We start from the raw sequence: 17,917 nt of genomic DNA on the forward strand, positions 1-17,917 counted from the left end.
ATTCCGAACCCGGAAGCTAAGCCTCACAGCGCCGATGGTACTGCAGGGGGGACCCTGTGGGAGAGTAGGACACCGCCGAACAAATATTGAGAAAGGCCCACGCCGTCATGGCGTGGGCCTTTCTGCGTTTATGGGTTCGTTTAGGCTCGGGGCATGCGCTACGACCTGGTTATCTTCGACAACGACGGCGTCCTCGTCGACAGTGAGCCCATCTCCAACCGGCTCCTGGCCGCCTACCTCACCGAGTTGGGGCACCCGACCTCCTACGAGGACTCCATACGGGACTACATGGGATCCGCCATGCACCGGGTCCACGACCTCGTCCAGGAGCGCACGGGGCAGCGACTGCCGGATGACTTCGACGATGTCTTCCATGCGCGGGTGTTCGCCGCCTTCGAGGAGGAGTTGAAGCCCGTGGCAGGGGTGGCGCAGGTGCTGGAACAGTTGGCGGCGGACGGGGTGCCGTACTGCGTGGCGTCGTCGGGGAGCCATGAGCGGATCCGGGTCGGGCATCGGACGACCGGGCTCGACCGGTGGTTCGACGAGTCACGGATCTTCAGTTCCCAGGATGTGGGGCGGGGGAAGCCGGCGCCGGACCTGTTTCTGTACGCGGCCGAGCGGATGGGGGTCGCGCCGGGGCGGTGTGCCGTGGTGGAGGACAGCCCGCTCGGGGTGCGGGCGGCGGTGGCGGCCGGGATGGACGTGTACGGGTTCACCGCCATGACGTCGGCCGAGCGGTTGCAGGGCGCCACTCAACTATTCACCGACATGGGGCAGTTGGCTGACCTGCTGGAATGACCGGGGGCATGACGGCGGCGCTGACAATTGTCATGCCGAGCTCCGGACGTTCGTTTCTACTGGGGGACCCCGGCCGGACGAGAGGCTGAGGGCATGACGAAGACGACGAACACCGGGTCCCAGAGCAAGCAGCAGCCCAGCGTGCTGGACAACCTCCGGCCGTTGATCGTGGACGTGGCGGTGCCTCTCGGGTCGTACTACTTCTTCAAGGGGGCCTTCGGGATGAGCACCTTCGCGGCGCTCGCCTGGAGCAGTGTGGTGCCGGCCGTGCGGACGGTCTGGAGTGTGGTGAAGGAGCGCCAGGTCAACGGACTCGCGGCGCTGATCCTGGTCGTGAACGTGGTCGGGCTGGCGCTCAGCTTCGTCTCCGGCGACCCGCGGCTGATGCTCGCCAAGGACGGCGCGGTCAGCAGCACCGTCGGGATCGGGATCCTGGTGTCGGTGGCGCTGGGCAGGCCGATGATGACGGCGGGGCTCAAGCCCTTCCTCCTCAAGGGGGACGCTGCCCGGGAGGCCGCCTGGGAGCGGCTGGCGTCCGGGACCGCGGTCCGGTCGGCGGAGTTCCTGCGCAAGGAGCGGGTCTTCTCCGTGATCTGGGGTCTGGTGCTGGTGGTGGAGTGCGTCGCCCGGGTCGTCGGCGCCTACACGATCCCCGTGGCCACCATGGTCTGGCTGAGCTCGCTCCTCCTGGTCGTCGCGATCGGCCTCGGGATGGTGCTCTGTGGTGGGGCGGCCGCCGAGCCGATGGCGTGCCTGATCACCGACGAGGTGAAGCGCCAGGAGGCCGGGCAGAGGCAGGAACAGGAGCTCGCGGTCGCCGCCTGAGCGGCCGGAAGGTAAAGCTGAAGGAAATTCATCTTTGGCCGGATCTACCCACGAGTACGCCGGGGCCCTACGCTCGCCGCCATGACAGATGTGCTGCGGCGCGGTAGGGCCTCGCTGGCGTTCAGCTTCTTCACTCAGGGTGCCACCTTCGCGTTGCTGGTGACGCGCATCCCCGCCATCCAGGACCGGTACGGCGTCTCCGACGCGCTGCTGCCGGCCTTTCTGGCGGCCGTGCCCATCCTGGCCGGCGTCGGCAGCGTCACCACCGAGCAGTTGGTGAAGCGCATACGGCCCAGTCAGTTGCTGCGCTGGTCCCAGCCCGTGGTGATGCTGGCGCTGCTCGGGGTCGGGTCCGGCGGGGTGATGGCCGAGCTGGCGGTGGCGCTGGCCGCGTTCGGGCTGGCCGTCGGTGCGCTGGACGCCTCGATGAACATGCTCGGGGTGAGCCTGCAGCGGACGTACGGGCGGAGCATCATGCTCAGCTTCCATGCCGCGTACAGCCTGGGCGGGATCCTCGGGGCCTCGCTGGCCTGGGTGGGGGCGCACTGGCATCTCGCGCTGTGGGTGTCGTACCTGCCGGTCGTCGCGGTGCTGCTGCCGGCCGCGCTGGTGGGGAGCCGGTGGTATGTGGACGGTGATCCCGCGCCCGTGGAGGAGGAGGCAGCCGGTGGGGGCGCGGGGGGTGTCGTCTTCAAGGTGCTGCTGCCGTTGTGCCTGGTGATGACCTTCGCCTACATCGGGGACTCGACCGTCTCCAACTGGAGTGCGAAGTACCTCAAGGACGTGCTGGGCAGCAGTGAGCAGCTCGCCACCGTGCCGTACAACGTGTACATGGTGACCACGCTGCTCGGGCGGGGCATCGGCGACTTCGGGGTACGGCGGTTCGGTGCCGTGCCCGTCGTACGGCTGGGGGCGGTGGTGGCGGCCGCCGGGTTCGCGGTGGTGGCGGGTGCGCCGGGGGCGTGGGTCGGCATGGTCGGGTTCACTCTGCTGGGGCTCGGGTTGTGCGTGCTGGTTCCGCAGACCTTCGCGGCGGCGGGGAGGCTGTTTCCGGGGGCTTCGGATGCGGCCATCGCTCGGCTGAACATTTTCAACTACGTCGGGTTCTTGATCGGTTCGCCGTTGGTGGGGGCACTCGGCGATGCGTGGAGCTATCGCGGGGCGATGCTGGTGCCGATGGTGTTGGTGCTGGTGACGTTGGTGTACGCCCGTTCGTTCGCGACCAGGTCGGACCGATACGGTGGCGGGCATGAGCGGCCGCGCACAGCTGATGTGGGACGAGGCAGTAACGGGCTATGACTTCGGTCCGGGTCATCCGATGGATCCGGTCCGGCTGGCGTTGACCCGGAGTCTGGTCGGTGCCTTCGGGCTCGACCGGGCGGTGGACGTGGTGGCGGCGAAGCCGGCCGGGGAGTCGACGCTGCGGCTGGTGCACCGGGAGGACTACATCGAGGCCGTGAAGGCGGCTTCGGCGGATCCGGCGGCGGCCGACCAGTCGTACGGGCTGGGTACCGTGGACGATCCCGCCTTCGCCGGGATGCACGAGGTGTCGGCGCTGATCGCCGGACAGTCGGTGGGGGCCGCCGAGGCGGTGTGGCGGGGGGAAGCCGACCACGCCGTGAACTTCGCGGGTGGGCTGCACCACGCGATGCCGGGGGCGGCGTCGGGGTTCTGCATCTACAACGATGCTTCGCTCGCCATCGCGCGGTTGCTGGAGCTGGGCGCCGAGCGGGTCGCCTATGTGGATGTGGACGTGCATCACGGGGACGGGGTGCAGGCCGCGTTCTGGGAGGATCCGCGGGTGCTGACGATCTCGCTGCACGAGCATCCCCGTACGTTGTTCCCGCAGACCGGGTGGCCGGAGGAGGTCGGGGCGGGTGCGGGGGAGGGCTCCGCGGTGAACGTGGCGTTGCCGGCGGGGACCGCGGACGCGGGGTGGGTGCGGGCGTTTCACGCTGTCGTGCCGGAGCTGGTCGCGGACTTTCGGCCGCAGGTGCTGGTGACGCAGCACGGGGCCGACACGCATTTCGAGGATCCGCTGGCTCATCTGGCGGTGTCGCTGGATGCGCAGCGGGCGGTGCAGGTGGCGTGTCATGAGCTGGCGCACGAGTACGCCGGGGGGAAGTGGGTCGCGTTGGGTGGGGGCGGTTACGAGGTGGTGGATGTCGTGCCTCGGTCGTGGACGCATCTGGTGGGGGTTGCCGCGGGGCGGGAGGTTGCGCCTGAGGCGCTGGTGCCGGAGGGGTGGCGGCAGGAAGTGTTTGCTCGGACTCGGCAGTTGGGGCCTGGGCGGATGACGGATGGGCGGTGGCCGGTGGGGTGGGTGGGGTGGGAGGCGGGGTACGACCCCGCTGATCGCTTGGATCAGGCCGTGCTGGCGACGCGGCGGGCCGTGTTTCCGCTGCGGGGGTTGCTGGCGTAGGGGTTTCTCGCCCCCGCCGCCCCTACCCGTCCCATCCTCCAGGGGGTGGGCCCCCTTCGACCGCCCGGTTCGGGGGCTGCCGCCCCCGGACCCCCGCTTCGGCCTGAACGGCCTCGTCCTCAAACGCCGGACGGGCTGGAGAGTGGGGGTGCGGGCCGTGTCTTGTCCTCAAACGCCGGACGGGCTGGAGAGTGGGGGTGCCGACGGTTTCTCGTCCCCAAGCGCCAGGCGGGCTGAAAGGTGGGGGTGCGGGCCGTCTCTCGTCCTCGCCGTCGCCCTGGGGTGCGTTACGCCGACTGTGCGGTGTTTGTCTGTTCTGGGGGTCGGGTGGGGGTGGGGGCCGTCAGCATTTCTGGTGTGGTGAGTGGTGGTGGGCTTCGGGCGTATCTGGTGGCTGCTGGGCTGGCGGGGGTGGTGGGGACCTCGCGGGAGCGGAGTCTTCGGAGTTATCGGCTGTTCGCTGCTCGGGATCCTCGGGCGTTGATCGGGATTGATCCGCAAGGGGGGTGGGGAGAGGCGGAGTTGGTTCGGTTGATGGCTGCCAAGTGTGGGGTTTCGGACGACCCTCGGTGTGTTTCAGGGCATGATGTGATCGATCCTGACTTGACGGTCGCCGGCCTCGATGCGTTCGCCGAGCGGGTGGGGGCCGTTGCCCGGCGGCGGGCTCCCGTGTTGTTCGGGACCGGGCATCCGCACCGGCTGATCGGGTTCTACGCAGGTCTCGCGGACGCGCTGTCGGCGGTGGGGTGTGAGGTTCTCACCCCCGCGCAGGGTCACTGTGTCGACATAACGACCCGGTTCGGTCTACGTACGTGCAAGCTCGATTACGTACGAGGTGTCGGGTTCATGAGAGAAGTGGGCCGTGAACGCCCCGGTTGTGCGCCGGGTGCGCACACGCATTCGCCGCTGCCGGTTCGGGTGGCGCTGGACGCGGCGGCCAGCGGCGGCGGGCCGTTGCCCGAGTTGGTGGTCGGGGACCACGGCTGGGTCTGCGGTGCAGGTCAGCTGGGGTTTGAGGCCATTGGGTTGGCGGATACGGATGACCCTGCGCCCTTTGTGGGGGAGGTCGAGGGGGTGGTGTCCGTCGCCGTTCCGGTTGATGACGGCGTGCGGTCTGATTACTACACGCCGCTTACCCGCTACGTACTCAATCGAGCGTGTCTGTCACAGTAGGCCGCCGATGGGTGCACCTCTTCCCCACTCGCATCACCCGCCCCTACATTGGGGAGTGAGCACGCAACGACGAAGAGTCACCGGAAGGGGAAGCCGGTGGCCCGTCGAGTGCGGAAGGTTCAGGTGTGTCATGGCAGCTGGCGAGAGGCCTCTGAACGAGGTCGTGTTCCTGACCGTGGCGGAGGTCGCCGCGGTGATGCGAGTGTCGAAGATGACCGTGTACCGACTGGTGCACAGCGGTCATCTGCCCGCGATCCGGGTGGGGCGGTCCTTCCGCGTCCCCGAGCAAGCGGTACACGAGTACCTTCGCGAGAGCTATGTGGGGGTGGAGACCGCCTGACGACGGTTTCGGGATAACCCGGAGCACCTCGATTACGAGCTCAGCGCTCGGGCGGGTAGGCTAGCCCCTCGTAGGTCGTATGGGCCCATGATGCCCAGCACCGAGTGATGAGAAGTGAGCGAGGGTAGTCGTGGGCTCTGTTATCAAGAAGCGGCGCAAGCGGATGGCCAAGAAGAAGCACCGCAAGCTGCTCAAGCGCACGCGTGTTCAGCGTCGTAACAAGAAGTAATTACGGCGCCGAGCCGCGAGAGCTTGTGTGTGGCCCCCCACCAGTACGGTGGGGGGCCACTGCATTTTCCGGCCGTTGCGGCCTGTCGTGGCCTGCTGGGGGTCATGCCAGCGCAACATCAACCCGCTAAGTTGGCCCGCATACGGGAACACGGAAGAAAGGCGCTGATCTTGGGGAAGGTCGTGCTCGTGACCGGAGTGGCCCGTCAACTCGGAGGCCGGTTCGTACGGCGCATTCAGCGTGACCCCGAGGTGGATCGGGTGGTCGCCGTGGACGCGGTGCCGCCGGAGCATCAGCTGGGCGGGGCGGACTTCATCCAGACCGACATCCGGCAGCCGACCATCGCCCGGGTGCTGGCCGAGAGCGGCGCGGACACCGTCGTCCACATGGACGTGACCGGGACGCCGCTCGGCAGCGGGAGCCGGGCCACCGTCAAAGAGACCAATGTCATCGGGACCATGCAGCTGCTCGGCGCCTGTCAGAAGTCCCCGAACGTCAAGCGGCTGGTGATCAAGTCCAGTACGAACGTGTACGGCTCCGCGCCGAAGGATCCGGCCGTCTTCACCGAGACCACCCCGCCGAAGTCCCTGCCCAGCGGGGGGTTCGCGAAGGACACGGTGGAGGTGGAGGGGTATGTGCGGGGGTTCGCCAGGAGGCGGCCCGACGTGGCGGTGTGCGTGCTGCGGTTCGCCAACATTCTCGGGCCGACCGCGGACACCCCGCTCGCCTCCTATTTCTCGCTGCCGGTGCTGCCCACCGTGCTCGGCTACGACCCGCGGCTGCAGTTCGTGCACGAGGACGATGTGATCGACGTGCTGCGGATCGCCTCGCGCGAGCCGGAGCGGGGGACGCTGAACAGCGGCACCTTCAACATCGCGGGTGACGGGGTGCTGCTGCTCTCGCAGTGCTCGCGGCGGCTGGGGCGGCCCACCGTGCCGCTGCTGCTGCCGGCGGTCACCTGGGCGGGGTCCCTGGTGCGGACGCTCGGCATGAGCGACTTCTCGCCCGAGCAGATCCGGCTGCTGACGCACGGCCGGGTGGTGGACACGGTCCAGATGCGCGAGACGCTGGGTTTCCGGCCGAAGTACACGACGGCGGAGACCTTCGCGGACTTCGTGCGCGTCCAGGCCCCGGGGCTGCTGCCGCCCCAGGCCGTGGCCGCCGCCGTCGACCGGATCGCCGCGCTGCCCGCGCTGAGCGGCGGAAAGACGCCGGCTGGGGCCCCGACGCAGAACCCGACCCAGAGCGCCAACTGAGGAGCGCAGCAACGATGGCGGACGCCAAGGTCATTCCGTTCGACGACGACCGGTCCCGCGGGGCTGCCGTGCAGCGGCCGGCCGCCCGGCGCCGGGGTGCGGGGAGCCGGCGCAAGGGCGGGGGCGAGCAGGCGGTGGTGCGCGAGCCTGCGGCCGTGCGCGAGTCCGCGGTGGTGCGTGAGGTCCAGCCTCTCGCCGGGCGGATCCCCGCGCAGGAGGATGTACATGTGACCCGGGAGAACCCTGATACGGGCGTGAAGCAGCCGCCGCACGACGAGGCCGGCCTGGAGCAGCGTGTCGCACGCGGACTCGCGTTCCTGCGGCGGCGGCTGACCGGGGAGTACGAGGTCGACGACTTCGGGTACGACGAGGAGCTGACCGACCAGGTCCTGATGTCCCTGCTGCGGCCGGTGTACGAGAAGTACTTCCGCGTCGACGTGAAGGGCATGGAGAACATCCCGGCCCACGGTGGTGCGCTGATCGTCGCCAACCACTCCGGGACGCTGCCGATGGACGGGCTGATGATGCAGGTCGCCGTGCACGACCGGCACCCGGCGAATCGTCACCTCAGGCTGCTCGCGGCGGACCTGGTCTTCGTGCTGCCGGTGGTGAACGAGCTGGCGCGGAAGCTGGGGCACACGCTCGCGTGCGCGGAGGACGCCGAACGGCTGCTGGCCCAGGGTGAGCTGGTCGGGGTGATGCCGGAGGGGTTCAAGGGCATCGGGAAACCGTTCGGTGAGCGGTACAAGCTCCAGCGGTTCGGGCGGGGTGGGTTCGTGTCCACCGCGCTGCGGCAGGGGGTGCCGATCATTCCCTGCTCGATCGTGGGGGCCGAGGAGATCTACCCGATGATCGGCAACGCGAAGACGCTGGCTCGGGTGCTGGGGATCCCGTATTTTCCGCTGACGCCGACGTTTCCGTGGCTGGGGCCGCTGGGGGCGGTGCCGTTGCCGACGAAGTGGACGATTCAGTTCGGGGAGCCGATCCGCACGGACGGCTATCCGCCGGAGGCGGCCGAGGATCCGATGCTGATGTTCAACCTGACGGATCAGGTGCGGGAGCAGATCCAGCACACGCTGTACAAGTTGCTTGTGCAGCGGCGGTCGGTGTTTTTCTGAGTCGCGATGCGTTGAGGGTTGCGTGCGGGTGCGTGGGGGCTGGTCGCGCAGTTCCCCGCGCCCCTAGGGAGATGGGGTGCCTCTTGGCTGAGAGGCACCCCATCTCCGTCAGTTGCTCGTGTCCTCGCTGTCGATGCCCAGGCCCGGAAGCAGCCCCGGCAGGAGCGGGGGCAGGGTGACGTCCGGGGCGCTGGAGGGGCTCTTCGACGGGGACGCGGTGCTGCCCGAACCCCCTGTCTTCGGCGGGTCCAGGAGGCCGCCCGTGGTGCCGCCGATCAGGCCGTTGTCGGCGCTGCCGGAGGCCGAGCCGCTGGGGCTGCCGGTGCCGGTGTCGTGGCCCGAGGAGGAACTGCCGGAGGAGGACGGGGCCGTCGACCGGTGGCGGCCGGAGGAGCCGGTGGACGCCGTGCCGGAGTGCTGCTTGCCGGTGCCGCCGCCGGTGTTCTGGGACGGCTGGGGGAGCAGGGACTGCAGCGGGGCGACCTCTTGGTCTATGGCGTCGAAGACCGACGACACCTGCTGGCTGACGTCCCCGAGCTGGACCGGGAGCTTCTCGCGCAGAGCGCCCCAGGCCTGGCGGTGGGACTGGGCGAAGGTGGACAGGGCCTCGATGGGACCCAGGGAGTTCGGGTCGCGCTCGTACGCCTCGTGGAGCAGGCGGTGGCCCTCGGTGACATCGTGCTGCATCCCGGACAGGGTGCGGCGGATCTCGCCGATCGACTCGTGGTCGAGGTGGCCGCCGCGGCCCCGGTCCATCAGCCGGCGTGCCTCCATCAGCCTGGTCGAGGCCTGGTCGAGGTAGGTCTGGCCGCGCTGGTCGTCGCCGTCGGACAGATAGTTGAGCTTGAAGTCCTCGATGCCGCGTTTGAGGCCGTACAGGGAGTCGCCGGGCAGGGCGTCGGAGCTGGCGGCGGCGACCCCGCCGAAGGCTCCGGCGGCCACGCCGACGCTCAGGCCGCCCGCGGCCAGCCCCTTGGTGAGCCGGGAACGCGGTCGCAACTTGCCCAGCGGGCTGGCCCGATGCGCGCCCTTGGCACGGGACGCACGCTGTTCGGGTACCGAAGCGTCCGCCGCCCCGCCCAGGGTGCCCTCCGCCAGCATGGCCTCCATCGCGGCCACCAGCTGGGCCCGCTGGACGACCTTGACCTCCGGGTCGAGCTCCGGCTTGGGCAGTGCGGTGAGCCCTGTCGCCAGGGCCAACAGCCCGCCCTGCTCGGTCCGTTCGGCCCGGTCCGGGGCGGCCGGTGGATCGCCCGTGGGTCCTCCGGACGGCTCGGCCGCCGGGTCCCGGTCGGGCTGCTCCTCCAGAGCCTGGGCGAAGGCGTTCGCCCGCCGGTGGGCCGATACGTTCGCGATCACTGGCGGCACCTCCTCTCGTCATGACGGTCGACTCCCCAGGGGGTCCTGAGGGTTGCACGCCCCCGACCAGTCCACACGATCGGGTGATCGGGGTCTGGTCGGACGTGACCACAGGGAGCCTGTATCCCGCACAACGAGCGGCTCGGCACTTGGGTTACGGACGGCCGGGGATCGGCTGAGAAAGTCAACACGCGTTAAACGGACGGTGAGTTGGACGTCGCCCAGGGTGCCCGGTTCAGCGTGCGTCGTCCGGAAGGAGCCGGGCGAGGGTGCGCACGGCCCGGTACTGGAGGGTCTTGATGGCGCCCTCGTTCTTGCCCATCACGCGGGCGGTCTCGGCGACCGAGAGGCCCTGGAGGAAGCGGAGCGTCACGCACTCCTGCTGCTGGGGGTTGAGGCGCCGTACGGCGTCGAGCAGGGCCGCGTTGGAGAGGGACTCCAGGACGGAGTCCTCGGGGGAGCGCTCGACCTCGTTGGCGTCGAGCATCTCGCCGGTGGTGACCTCCAGGCGGAAGCGGCTCGACTTGAAGTGGTCGGCGACCAGGTTGCGGGCGATCGTGACCAGCCAGGCGCCGAAGTCGCGGCCCTGCCAGGTGAAGGTGCCGATCCTTCGGAGCGCACGCAGGAACGTCTCGCTCGTCAGGTCCTCGGCGGTCGCCTTGCCGCCGACGCGGTAGTAGATGTAGCGGTACACGGTGTCGCTGTACTGGTCGTAGAGGCGGCCGAAGGCGTCGGCCTCGCCGGCCTGGGCGCGCTCCACGAGGTCCATCATCCGGGCGCTGTCACTGTCTGCGGCCGGGCGGCGGGTGGTGGTGGCGCCGGTGCCGGTGGTGCGGCCGCGTCTGCCCACGCCCCGTCCGTCGCCGGACCGGCGGCCCTCGACGACGGCGCTGCGCGCCGGCATCTGTTCCATGCCGTCGGCCAGTGCGTAGCACGGGCCGACGGGGGCGGCGGTGGCGAAGGCGGGGACGGCGTACGCGGTCGGGACAAGGCCGCGCAGCGTCTCTTTGACCGTCGCGACTGTTGCGCGCAGCGTAGCCAGGCCCGAGGCGTCAACCCCGACGTGTGGGTACACGGGACTCCCAGAGGCAGAGCTTCCATCACGTGCAGTACGGAACCTTTCACCCGTCGTAGCGACGGAGGGGAACCGGTTTGCGTCTGAGGAGAATAACGCTTCGTGCAGGCACTGCTACACCGAGTTGCTCAAATCGTCGATTGCGTCGCTTCTGTAACCGTTTGGCGCCACCTCAAGAGCCCTAGAGTGACCGGTTGTTGAACGAAAACGTGCGAGTTTCGGCGATGTGCGGGGCGTGTTGGGGTGACGGCGCGATAATTCGGGGCGCGCGGCGGGGTGGGGCGGGGGTGGGGACGCTCTCCGGCGCTTGCCGGGTGCCTCCCCCCAGCGCCCACCCGTGCCGCCGCCCAGCGGCACGACTGCCCGCAGCTTGAGAGGAACGGGGGGAGGAGCGCCCCTTTAGGGGCGCGGGGAACTGCGCGATCAGCCACGGCGTGCCCGCGCTCGGCAGCTGACCCGCAGTCCTGCGGCGACGCCCCGTCGGTCGCGGACCGAAGGGCTATCGACGCCGTCGGCTCAACGCGATCGCGGCCGCCGTGCCACCGGCAACCGCGCCGACCCCGGCCGCCGCCGGGATGCCCACCTTCGCCGCCTTGCGCCCCGTGCGGTAGTCGCGCAGGCGCCAGTCCAGTTCACGGGCGTGTTTGCGCAGCTTCGTGTCCGGGTTGATGGCGTAGGGGTGGCCGACCAGGGAGAGCATCGGGATGTCGTTGTGGGAGTCGCTGTAGGCGGCGCAGCGGGAGAGGTCGAGGCCCTCGGCGGCGGCCAGGGCGCGCACCGCCTCCGCCTTGGCGGGGCCGTGCAGGGGTTCGCCGACCAGCTTGCCCGTGTAGACGCCGTCCACCGACTCGGCGACCGTGCCCAGCGCACCCGTCAGGCCCAGCCGGCGGGCGATCACGCCGGCGATCTCCACCGGGGCCGCTGTGACGAGCCACACCTTCTGGCCCGCGTCCAGGTGGGCCTGGGCGAGGGCGCGGGTGCCGGGCCAGATGCGCTCGGCCATGTACTCGTCGTAGATCTCCTCGCCGATGGTCTGGAGCTCGGCGACGCGGTGGCCCTTGACGATGGAGAGGGCCGAGTCGCGGGCGTCCTGCATGTGCTCGGGGTCCTCGACGCCGGCCAGCCGGAACCATGCCTGCTGCCAGGCGAACCTGGCGAGGTCGCGGGTCTCGAAGAACTTCCGTTTGTACAGGCCGCGGCCGAAGTGGAAGATGGCGGCGCCCTGCATGACGGTGTTGTCCAGGTCGAAGAAAGCGGCGGCCTTGTCGTCGCCGAGCACCGGGAAGTCCGGCTCCGCGGCCTCGTCGAGGGGTGCCGTCGCTTCCTGGTTCTTGCGCGCGGCCTCCGCCGAGGCCTCGCCTGCCAACACGCTCCGCGCCGTGGCGGAGCGCCTACGGGGAGTGAGCCATCCGAGAGCGGCCATGTCGTGAGCATAGCCAGTTTGTTCGGGAGTTCCGGAGTCACGGGAGTTGGCTCGGTGTGAACTCTCCGCGACCGGGTCGTTAAACAAGGCGAAGAACCCGTGCAGAAGACGGCGGACATGCCCTCCCAGGGGCGGGACAATGGACGTCATGAGTCCCCTCTTTGGCCGGAAGGCGCCCGCGCCGAGTGCGCGATCGGTCACCCTCATCCGTAAACCCGGCTGCCATCTGTGTGATGACGCACAGGTCGTGGTCGAGAAGGTGTGTGGCGATCTCGGAGTGCCCTGGGAGCAGAAGGACATCACCCAGGATTCACAACTTCACGATCTCTACTGGGAACAGATCCCGGTGGTACTCGTCGACGGCGAACAGCACACCTTCTGGCGCGTGAACGAGGAACGGCTCCGCAAGGCACTGACCGACTAGTCCAAACCGGCTGGAAAAGTCGCTTAGGATCGAGCCGGCTTGGTCTCGGGGGCGGGATGCGTGAGGAGTGTGTACCGTTTTGCCCCCATCAGAGAGGGAGCGCGGGCGCTTGTGCGCCGGTTCCGGACGGCTGCGCCGGGGGCGCGTGACCCCGGTCACGTTGGCCGGGCAAATCGGACACCATCTTTGTGCACGCGTTCACAAAGACATAGCCTGCTGTCGACGGGGCGGTCCGGGTACGTGTGACCGTCCGCAGCCCCGCTCAACCCGTTGGAGCACCGTGGCAACTGGCCGAACTCACCGACCGGCGACCCGCAGCCGAGGGATCCCCGAGGCCACCGTCGCCCGGCTTCCGCTGTACCTCCGCGCTCTGACCGCACTGTCGGAGCGCTCGGTCCCCACGGTCTCCTCGGAGGAGCTGGCCGCGGCCGCGGGGGTCAACTCCGCGAAGCTGCGCAAGGACTTCTCCTACCTGGGTTCGTACGGAACGCGCGGTGTCGGCTACGACGTCGAGTATCTCGTCTACCAGATCTCCCGTGAGCTGGGCCTGACCCAGGACTGGCCGGTTGTGATCGTCGGTATCGGAAATCTGGGCGCCGCCCTCGCCAACTACGGCGGGTTCGCCTCCAGGGGTTTCCGGGTCGCCGCCCTCATCGACGCCGATCCGGCCATGACCGGACGACAGGTCGCCGGGATCGCCGTGCAGCACAGCGACGACCTGGAGAAGATCATCTCCGACAACGGCGTCTCCATCGGCGTGATCACCACCCCGCCGGGCGTCGCCCAGCAGGTCTGCGACCGGCTGGTGGCCGCCGGTGTCACCTCCATCCTGAACTTCGCGCCGACCGTGCTCGCCGTCCCGGACGGCGTCGACGTACGCAAGGTCGACCTCTCCATCGAGCTGCAGATCCTCGCCTTCCACGAGCAGCGCAAGGCCGGCGAGGAACACGAGGGCGCGGCCGCGCCGGTCGCCGCGCACCAGGACGCCGGCGAGCAGGGGCCCGACGGGGACGTACCCGCCGTGATGCCGGCATGAGTCTCCTCGTCGTCGGGCTGAGCCACCGCAGCGCCCCGGTCAGCGTCCTGGAGAGGGCCGCGCTCGGCGCGGACGCCCAGGTCAAGCTGGTCCAGGACACGGTCGCCGCCGAGCCGGCCACCGAGGCCGCGGTCCTCGCCACCTGCAACCGCATCGAGCTCTACGCCGACGTGGACAAGTTCCACGCCGGGGTCGCCGAGCTGTCCACGCTGCTCGCCCAGCACAGCGGGGTCGGACTGGACGAGCTCACCCCCTATCTCTACGTGCACTACGAGGACCGCGCCGTCCACCACCTGTTCTCGGTGGCCTGCGGGCTCGACTCGATGGTGGTCGGCGAGGGGCAGATCCTCGGGCAGATCAAGGACTCGCTGGCCCGCGCGCAGGAGCTGCACAGCGCCGGGCGGCTGATGAACGACCTGTTCCAGCAGGGGCTGCGGGTCGGCAAGCGCGCTCACTCCGAGACCGGGATCGACCGGGCCGGACAGTCCCTGGTCACCTTCGGCCTCGAGCAGCTGGCCGCCGGTGGCGATGTGCAGGAATGGGCGAAGGGCAAGAAGGCGCTGGTCATCGGCGCCGGGTCGATGTCCTCGCTGGCCGCCGCCACGCTGGCACGGGCGGGGGTCGCGGAGATCGTCGTCGCGAACCGCACGTACGACCGTGCGGAGCGGCTCGCGCAGATCCTGAACGACGCCGACGACACGGACGTGACGGCCCGCGCGGTACCGATGGACGCGGTGCCGGGCGAGCTGACACGTGCCGACGTCGCCGTCTCCTGTACGGGGGCGACGGGGCTGGTCCTCACCGCCGATGCGGTCGCGGCGGCGGTCGAGGGCCGTACGGGTGAACCCGTCGCCGAGATCGACGTACCGCAGGCGCCGCAGCAGCTGCCGGCCGCCGCCGGCCCGGGTAGCGGACTCGGCGCCGATGAGAACTGCCCCCTCGACCTCACCGCCGAGCAGAGTGGTTTCTCCGTCATGGGAGAGGCCGCCGTCGCCGGGATGGCCGCCGCCGAGCTGGAGCAGCACGCGGCCTGGGTGGACAACGGGACCGTGGACCGCCGGGAGGCCGGCCGTCGTACCCCCGAGGCCGAGGCCGAGCTGATCGGGGCGCTGGCCGCGGCCGCCGCCCGGGTCGGCCGGATCCCGGAACGGCGCAGGCCGGAGCCGGTCGCCGGGTTCGCCCGGCCCGCCCCCGCGCTCTTCCTCCTCGACCTCGCCATGCCCCGCGACATCGACGCGGCCGCGCACCGGCTGGCCGGGGTGCGCCTTGTGGACATCGAGTCGCTGGCGGAGGCGTCCGCGGACGCCCCGATGGCGGCCGACGTGGACCAGGTGCGGCGGATCGTTTCGGACGAGGTCGCCGCCTTCGGCGCGGCCCAGCGGGCGGCGCACATCACGCCTACCGTGGTAGCCCTGCGGACGATGGCCGCCGACGTCGTCGCGAGTGAGATCGCGCGGCTCGACGGGCGCCTGCCCGACCTGGACGAACGGCAGCGCGGGGAGATCCGGCAGGCCGTGCACCGGGTCGTCGACAAGCTGCTGCACGCGCCGACCGTACGGGTCAAGCAGCTCGCGGCCGAGCCCGGCGGCGCCGGGTACGCGGACGCGCTGCGGACCCTGTTCGACCTCGACCCCGAGACGGTGGCCGCCGTCTCCCGGGCCGTGGACAGCACAGACAAGAAGGACCGACCGGCATGAGTGACATTCCACTGCGACTGGGGACCAGGCGATCCAGACTCGCCATGGCCCAGTCCGGACAGGTGGCGGAAGCCGTGAGCCGGGTGACCGGGCGGCCCGTCGAGCTGGTCGAGATCACCACCTACGGCGACACCTCCCGCGAGCACCTCGCACAGATCGGCGGCACGGGTGTCTTCGTGACCGCCCTGCGGGACGCGCTGCTGCGCGGCGAGGTCGACTTCGCGGTTCACTCGCTGAAGGACCTCCCGACCACCCAGCCCGCCGACCTGGTCCTGGCCGCCGTACCGGTGCGCGAGGACCCGCGGGACGTGATCGTCGCCCGGGACGCGCTGAAGTTCACCGACCTGCCGCGCGGGGCCCGCATCGGCACCGGTTCGCCGCGCCGGGCGGCCCAGCTGAACGCGTACGCGCGCTCGCACGGGCTGGACATAGAGACCGTGCCGATCCGGGGGAACGTCGACACCCGGATCGGATACATACACGACGGCGAGCTCGATGCCGTGGTGCTGGCGGCGGCCGGCCTGAGCCGCATCGGCCGCATCGACGAGGTGACCGACTTCCTGTCGGTCGACACGGTTCTGCCCGCCCCCGGCCAGGGGGCACTGGCGATCGAGTGCGCCGCGGACAACGCGGAGCTCATCGCCCGGCTCGGGGAACTCGACGACCCGCTCACGCGGGCCGCCGTGACCGCCGAGCGATCACTGCTCGCCGCCCTGGAGGCCGGCTGCTCCGCCCCTGTGGGCGCGCTTGCCGACCTGCTGGCCGACGGGCAGATTGTCAAGGAAATGCGCCTGCGGGCAGTCGTCGGCACGACCGACGGCACCCGGACGGTGCAGATGTCCACCACCGGTCCCGTGCCCGAGACATACGACCAGGCGACGGCGCTCGGTCGCGAACTCGCCACCGAGATGCTTGCCCAGGGCGCGGCCGGTCTGATGGGGGAGCGAGCACATTGAGCCCCACCAACCTTCCCGCCGGCCTGGAACACGGGCACGTCACCTTCCTGGGTGCCGGACCCGGGGATCCGGGACTGCTGACCTTGCGTGCCGTGGAGGCACTGTCCAGCGCGGACGTCCTGGTCGCCGAGCACGACGTGCTCGACGTGATCAGAAGCCACGCCAGGCAGGGCGTCTCCGTCGTGACCACGAATCCGGATCCGTCGTCGGACCCGTATCCGGGCACAGGCACGCCTCAACTCACGGTTGTTGACGGCGCGTCAACAACCGCTTCCCTCCCGCCCGTGCGGGATGCGGCTCATCTTGTCATGGAGGCCGCGCGGGGTGGCAGGCGGGTCGTCCGTGCGGTGTCCGGGGACCCGGGACTTGATACGTACGCGACCGAGGAAATGCTCGCCTGCGTGGCCGCGGGTGTGCCGTTCGAGGTCGTGCCGGGTGTCGCGGCCGCGGTCGGGGTGCCGGCGTACGCCGGTGTGCCGCTGCGGGACGCGCAGGGCGCGGACGTCCGCTTCGTGGACGCCCGTACCGCCTCGGACCGGTGCTGGACCGAGGTCGGCGCCTCGGACGGCACGGTTGTCGTGTCGACGACCCTCGACTCGGTGGCCGCGGCCGCCGGGGAACTGGTCGCCGCCGGCCGCAAGCCGGACACTCCGCTGACGGTCACCGTCGCCGGTACGACGACCCGGCAGCGCACCTGGACCGCGACCCTCGGCACCATCGCGCAGACCCTGAAGCAGGCGAAGGTGCTGCCCTCGCCGGAGGGCGGCCGGCCGGTGATAGCCGTGGTCGGTGAGCGGTCCGCCGCCGCGCAGCGCGACCAGTTGTCGTGGTTCGAGTCCAAGCCGCTGTTCGGCTGGAAGGTGCTCGTGCCGCGGACGAAGGAGCAGGCGGCGTCCCTCTCCGACCAGCTGCGGTCGTACGGGGCCGTGCCGCACGAGGTGCCGACGATCGCCGTCGAGCCGCCGCGCACGCCCCAGCAGATGGAGCGGGCCGTGAAGGGACTCGTCACCGGCCGCTACGAGTGGATCGCCTTCACCTCGGTCAACGCCGTCAAGGCGGTCCGCGAGAAGTTCGAGGAGTACGGGCTCGACGCGCGTGCGTTCGCGGGCATCAAGGTCGCGGCGGTGGGCGAGCAGACCGCCAAGGCGCTGGTCGCCTTCGGCGTGAAGCCGGACCTGGTACCGAGCGGTGAGCAGTCGGCCGCCGGTCTGCTGGAGGACTGGCCGCCCTACGACCCGGTCTTCGACCCGATCGACCGGGTGTTCCTGCCGCGGGCCGACATCGCCACGGAGACGCTGGTCGCCGGGCTGATCGAGCTGGGCTGGGAGGTGGACGACGTGACCGCCTACCGGACCGTGCGGGCGTCGCCGCCGCCGGCCGACACCCGTGAGGCGATCAAGGGCGGCGGCTTCGACGCGGTGCTCTTCACGTCGTCGTCCACCGTGCGGAACCTGGTGGGTATCGCCGGGAAGCCGCACAACGTGACGGTGATCGCCTGTATCGGTCCCGCCACGGCCAAGACGGCCGAGGAGCACGGGCTGCGGGTGGACGTGATGGCTCCGGAGCCGTCGGCCGCGAAGCTGGCGGAGGCGCTGGCGGAGTTCGGCCTGCGCAGGCGCGCGAGCGCGCTGGAGGCCGGCGATCCGGTGACCCGGCCGAGCGAGCGGCGGCCGGGGGCGCGGCGGAGGCGTACCACTACGTGAGGTGAGGTGAGAGGGGGTCTGGGGCTGCGCCCCAGGCCCCCTTTTCCGTGGGTGGGTATCCGCGGGTGGGTGGGGGCTGGTCG

At 70.3% G+C, this 17,917-nt stretch carries 17 protein-coding genes and 1 rRNA gene; 15 read left to right on the forward strand and 3 right to left on the reverse strand.

Annotated elements, in window-relative coordinates; translation table 11 throughout:
• The 10 genes from rrf to ACFY0P_RS00050 all read left to right on the forward strand — a co-directional run.
• Nucleotides 1–81 (forward strand): 5S ribosomal RNA (rrf, locus tag ACFY0P_RS00005); the annotation flags it as partial.
• A gap of 72 nt (nucleotides 82–153) precedes the next feature.
• Nucleotides 154–798, forward strand: a complete 645-nt coding sequence (locus ACFY0P_RS00010; protein ID WP_388905474.1) for an HAD family hydrolase — start codon at nucleotides 154–156, stop codon at nucleotides 796–798.
• Between the two features lie 93 nt (nucleotides 799–891).
• The gene (locus ACFY0P_RS00015; protein ID WP_388905476.1) at nucleotides 892–1,623 is read left to right on the forward strand and encodes a VC0807 family protein; all 732 of its coding nucleotides are present in this window, start codon (nucleotides 892–894) and stop codon (nucleotides 1,621–1,623) included.
• Between the two features lie 81 nt (nucleotides 1,624–1,704).
• A complete protein-coding gene (locus ACFY0P_RS00020) occupies nucleotides 1,705–2,922 on the forward strand; it encodes an MFS transporter (protein ID WP_388905478.1) in 1,218 nt (405 codons plus the stop codon).
• The gene (locus ACFY0P_RS00025) at nucleotides 2,873–4,045 is read left to right on the forward strand and encodes an acetoin utilization protein AcuC (RefSeq protein ID WP_388905480.1); all 1,173 of its coding nucleotides are present in this window, start codon (nucleotides 2,873–2,875) and stop codon (nucleotides 4,043–4,045) included. The genes ACFY0P_RS00020 and ACFY0P_RS00025 overlap by 50 nt, the downstream gene beginning before the upstream one ends.
• 357 nt (nucleotides 4,046–4,402) lie before the next feature.
• Nucleotides 4,403–5,218, forward strand: coding sequence for a phosphatase (locus ACFY0P_RS00030; RefSeq protein ID WP_388905482.1), 816 nt, complete (start codon nucleotides 4,403–4,405; stop codon nucleotides 5,216–5,218).
• 130 nt (nucleotides 5,219–5,348) lie between these two features.
• Nucleotides 5,349–5,558, forward strand: a complete 210-nt coding sequence (locus ACFY0P_RS00035; protein WP_067299677.1) for a helix-turn-helix domain-containing protein — start codon at nucleotides 5,349–5,351, stop codon at nucleotides 5,556–5,558.
• A gap of 130 nt (nucleotides 5,559–5,688) precedes the next feature.
• Complete coding sequence (locus ACFY0P_RS00040; protein WP_003948845.1) at nucleotides 5,689–5,787, forward strand: 30S ribosomal protein bS22; 99 nt, start codon at nucleotides 5,689–5,691, stop codon at nucleotides 5,785–5,787.
• Between the two features lie 170 nt (nucleotides 5,788–5,957).
• On the forward strand, nucleotides 5,958–7,043 hold the full coding sequence (locus ACFY0P_RS00045) for an NAD-dependent epimerase/dehydratase family protein (protein WP_388905484.1): 1,086 nt from the start codon (nucleotides 5,958–5,960) through the stop codon (nucleotides 7,041–7,043).
• 14 nt (nucleotides 7,044–7,057) lie between these two features.
• Nucleotides 7,058–8,161, forward strand: a complete 1,104-nt coding sequence (locus ACFY0P_RS00050) for a lysophospholipid acyltransferase family protein (RefSeq protein ID WP_388905486.1) — start codon at nucleotides 7,058–7,060, stop codon at nucleotides 8,159–8,161.
• 108 nt (nucleotides 8,162–8,269) lie between these two features.
• On the opposite strand, the gene ACFY0P_RS00055 is transcribed toward ACFY0P_RS00050, so the two are convergent.
• The 3 genes from ACFY0P_RS00055 to ACFY0P_RS00065 all read right to left on the reverse strand — a co-directional run bounded on the left by ACFY0P_RS00055 (nucleotide 8,270) and on the right by ACFY0P_RS00065 (nucleotide 12,018).
• On the reverse strand, nucleotides 8,270–9,520 hold the full coding sequence (locus tag ACFY0P_RS00055; protein ID WP_388905488.1) for a DUF5667 domain-containing protein: 1,251 nt from the start codon (nucleotides 9,518–9,520) through the stop codon (nucleotides 8,270–8,272).
• A gap of 235 nt (nucleotides 9,521–9,755) precedes the next feature.
• The gene (locus tag ACFY0P_RS00060; protein WP_388905490.1) at nucleotides 9,756–10,595 is read right to left on the reverse strand and encodes an ECF subfamily RNA polymerase sigma factor, BldN family; all 840 of its coding nucleotides are present in this window, start codon (nucleotides 10,593–10,595) and stop codon (nucleotides 9,756–9,758) included.
• A 499-nt stretch (nucleotides 10,596–11,094) separates the two neighbouring features.
• Nucleotides 11,095–12,018: an HAD-IB family hydrolase gene (locus ACFY0P_RS00065; RefSeq protein WP_351486201.1), complete on the reverse strand. Its 924-nt coding sequence runs from the start codon at nucleotides 12,016–12,018 to the stop codon at nucleotides 11,095–11,097.
• Nucleotides 12,019–12,166: 148 nt separating this feature from the next.
• Between ACFY0P_RS00065 and ACFY0P_RS00070 the strand changes: the two genes are divergently transcribed.
• The 5 genes from ACFY0P_RS00070 to ACFY0P_RS00090 all read left to right on the forward strand — a co-directional run bounded on the left by ACFY0P_RS00070 (nucleotide 12,167) and on the right by ACFY0P_RS00090 (nucleotide 17,834).
• Complete coding sequence (locus ACFY0P_RS00070) at nucleotides 12,167–12,442, forward strand: glutaredoxin family protein (protein ID WP_167449868.1); 276 nt, start codon at nucleotides 12,167–12,169, stop codon at nucleotides 12,440–12,442.
• A gap of 280 nt (nucleotides 12,443–12,722) precedes the next feature.
• The gene (locus ACFY0P_RS00075; protein ID WP_388905493.1) at nucleotides 12,723–13,478 is read left to right on the forward strand and encodes a redox-sensing transcriptional repressor Rex; all 756 of its coding nucleotides are present in this window, start codon (nucleotides 12,723–12,725) and stop codon (nucleotides 13,476–13,478) included.
• Nucleotides 13,475–15,175, forward strand: coding sequence for a glutamyl-tRNA reductase (locus tag ACFY0P_RS00080; RefSeq protein ID WP_388905495.1), 1,701 nt, complete (start codon nucleotides 13,475–13,477; stop codon nucleotides 15,173–15,175). Before ACFY0P_RS00075 ends, ACFY0P_RS00080 begins: the two co-directional genes overlap by 4 nt.
• A complete protein-coding gene (hemC, locus tag ACFY0P_RS00085) occupies nucleotides 15,172–16,131 on the forward strand; it encodes a hydroxymethylbilane synthase (RefSeq protein WP_388905497.1) in 960 nt (319 codons plus the stop codon). Before ACFY0P_RS00080 ends, hemC begins: the two co-directional genes overlap by 4 nt.
• Complete coding sequence (locus tag ACFY0P_RS00090; protein ID WP_388905499.1) at nucleotides 16,128–17,834, forward strand: uroporphyrinogen-III synthase; 1,707 nt, start codon at nucleotides 16,128–16,130, stop codon at nucleotides 17,832–17,834. Before hemC ends, ACFY0P_RS00090 begins: the two co-directional genes overlap by 4 nt.
• Nucleotides 17,835–17,917: the final 83 nt, after the last annotated feature.

The sequence above is a fragment of the Streptomyces sp. NPDC001714 genome, from assembly GCF_042892755.1.
Taxonomy (GTDB): Bacteria; Actinomycetota; Actinomycetes; order Streptomycetales; family Streptomycetaceae; genus Streptomyces.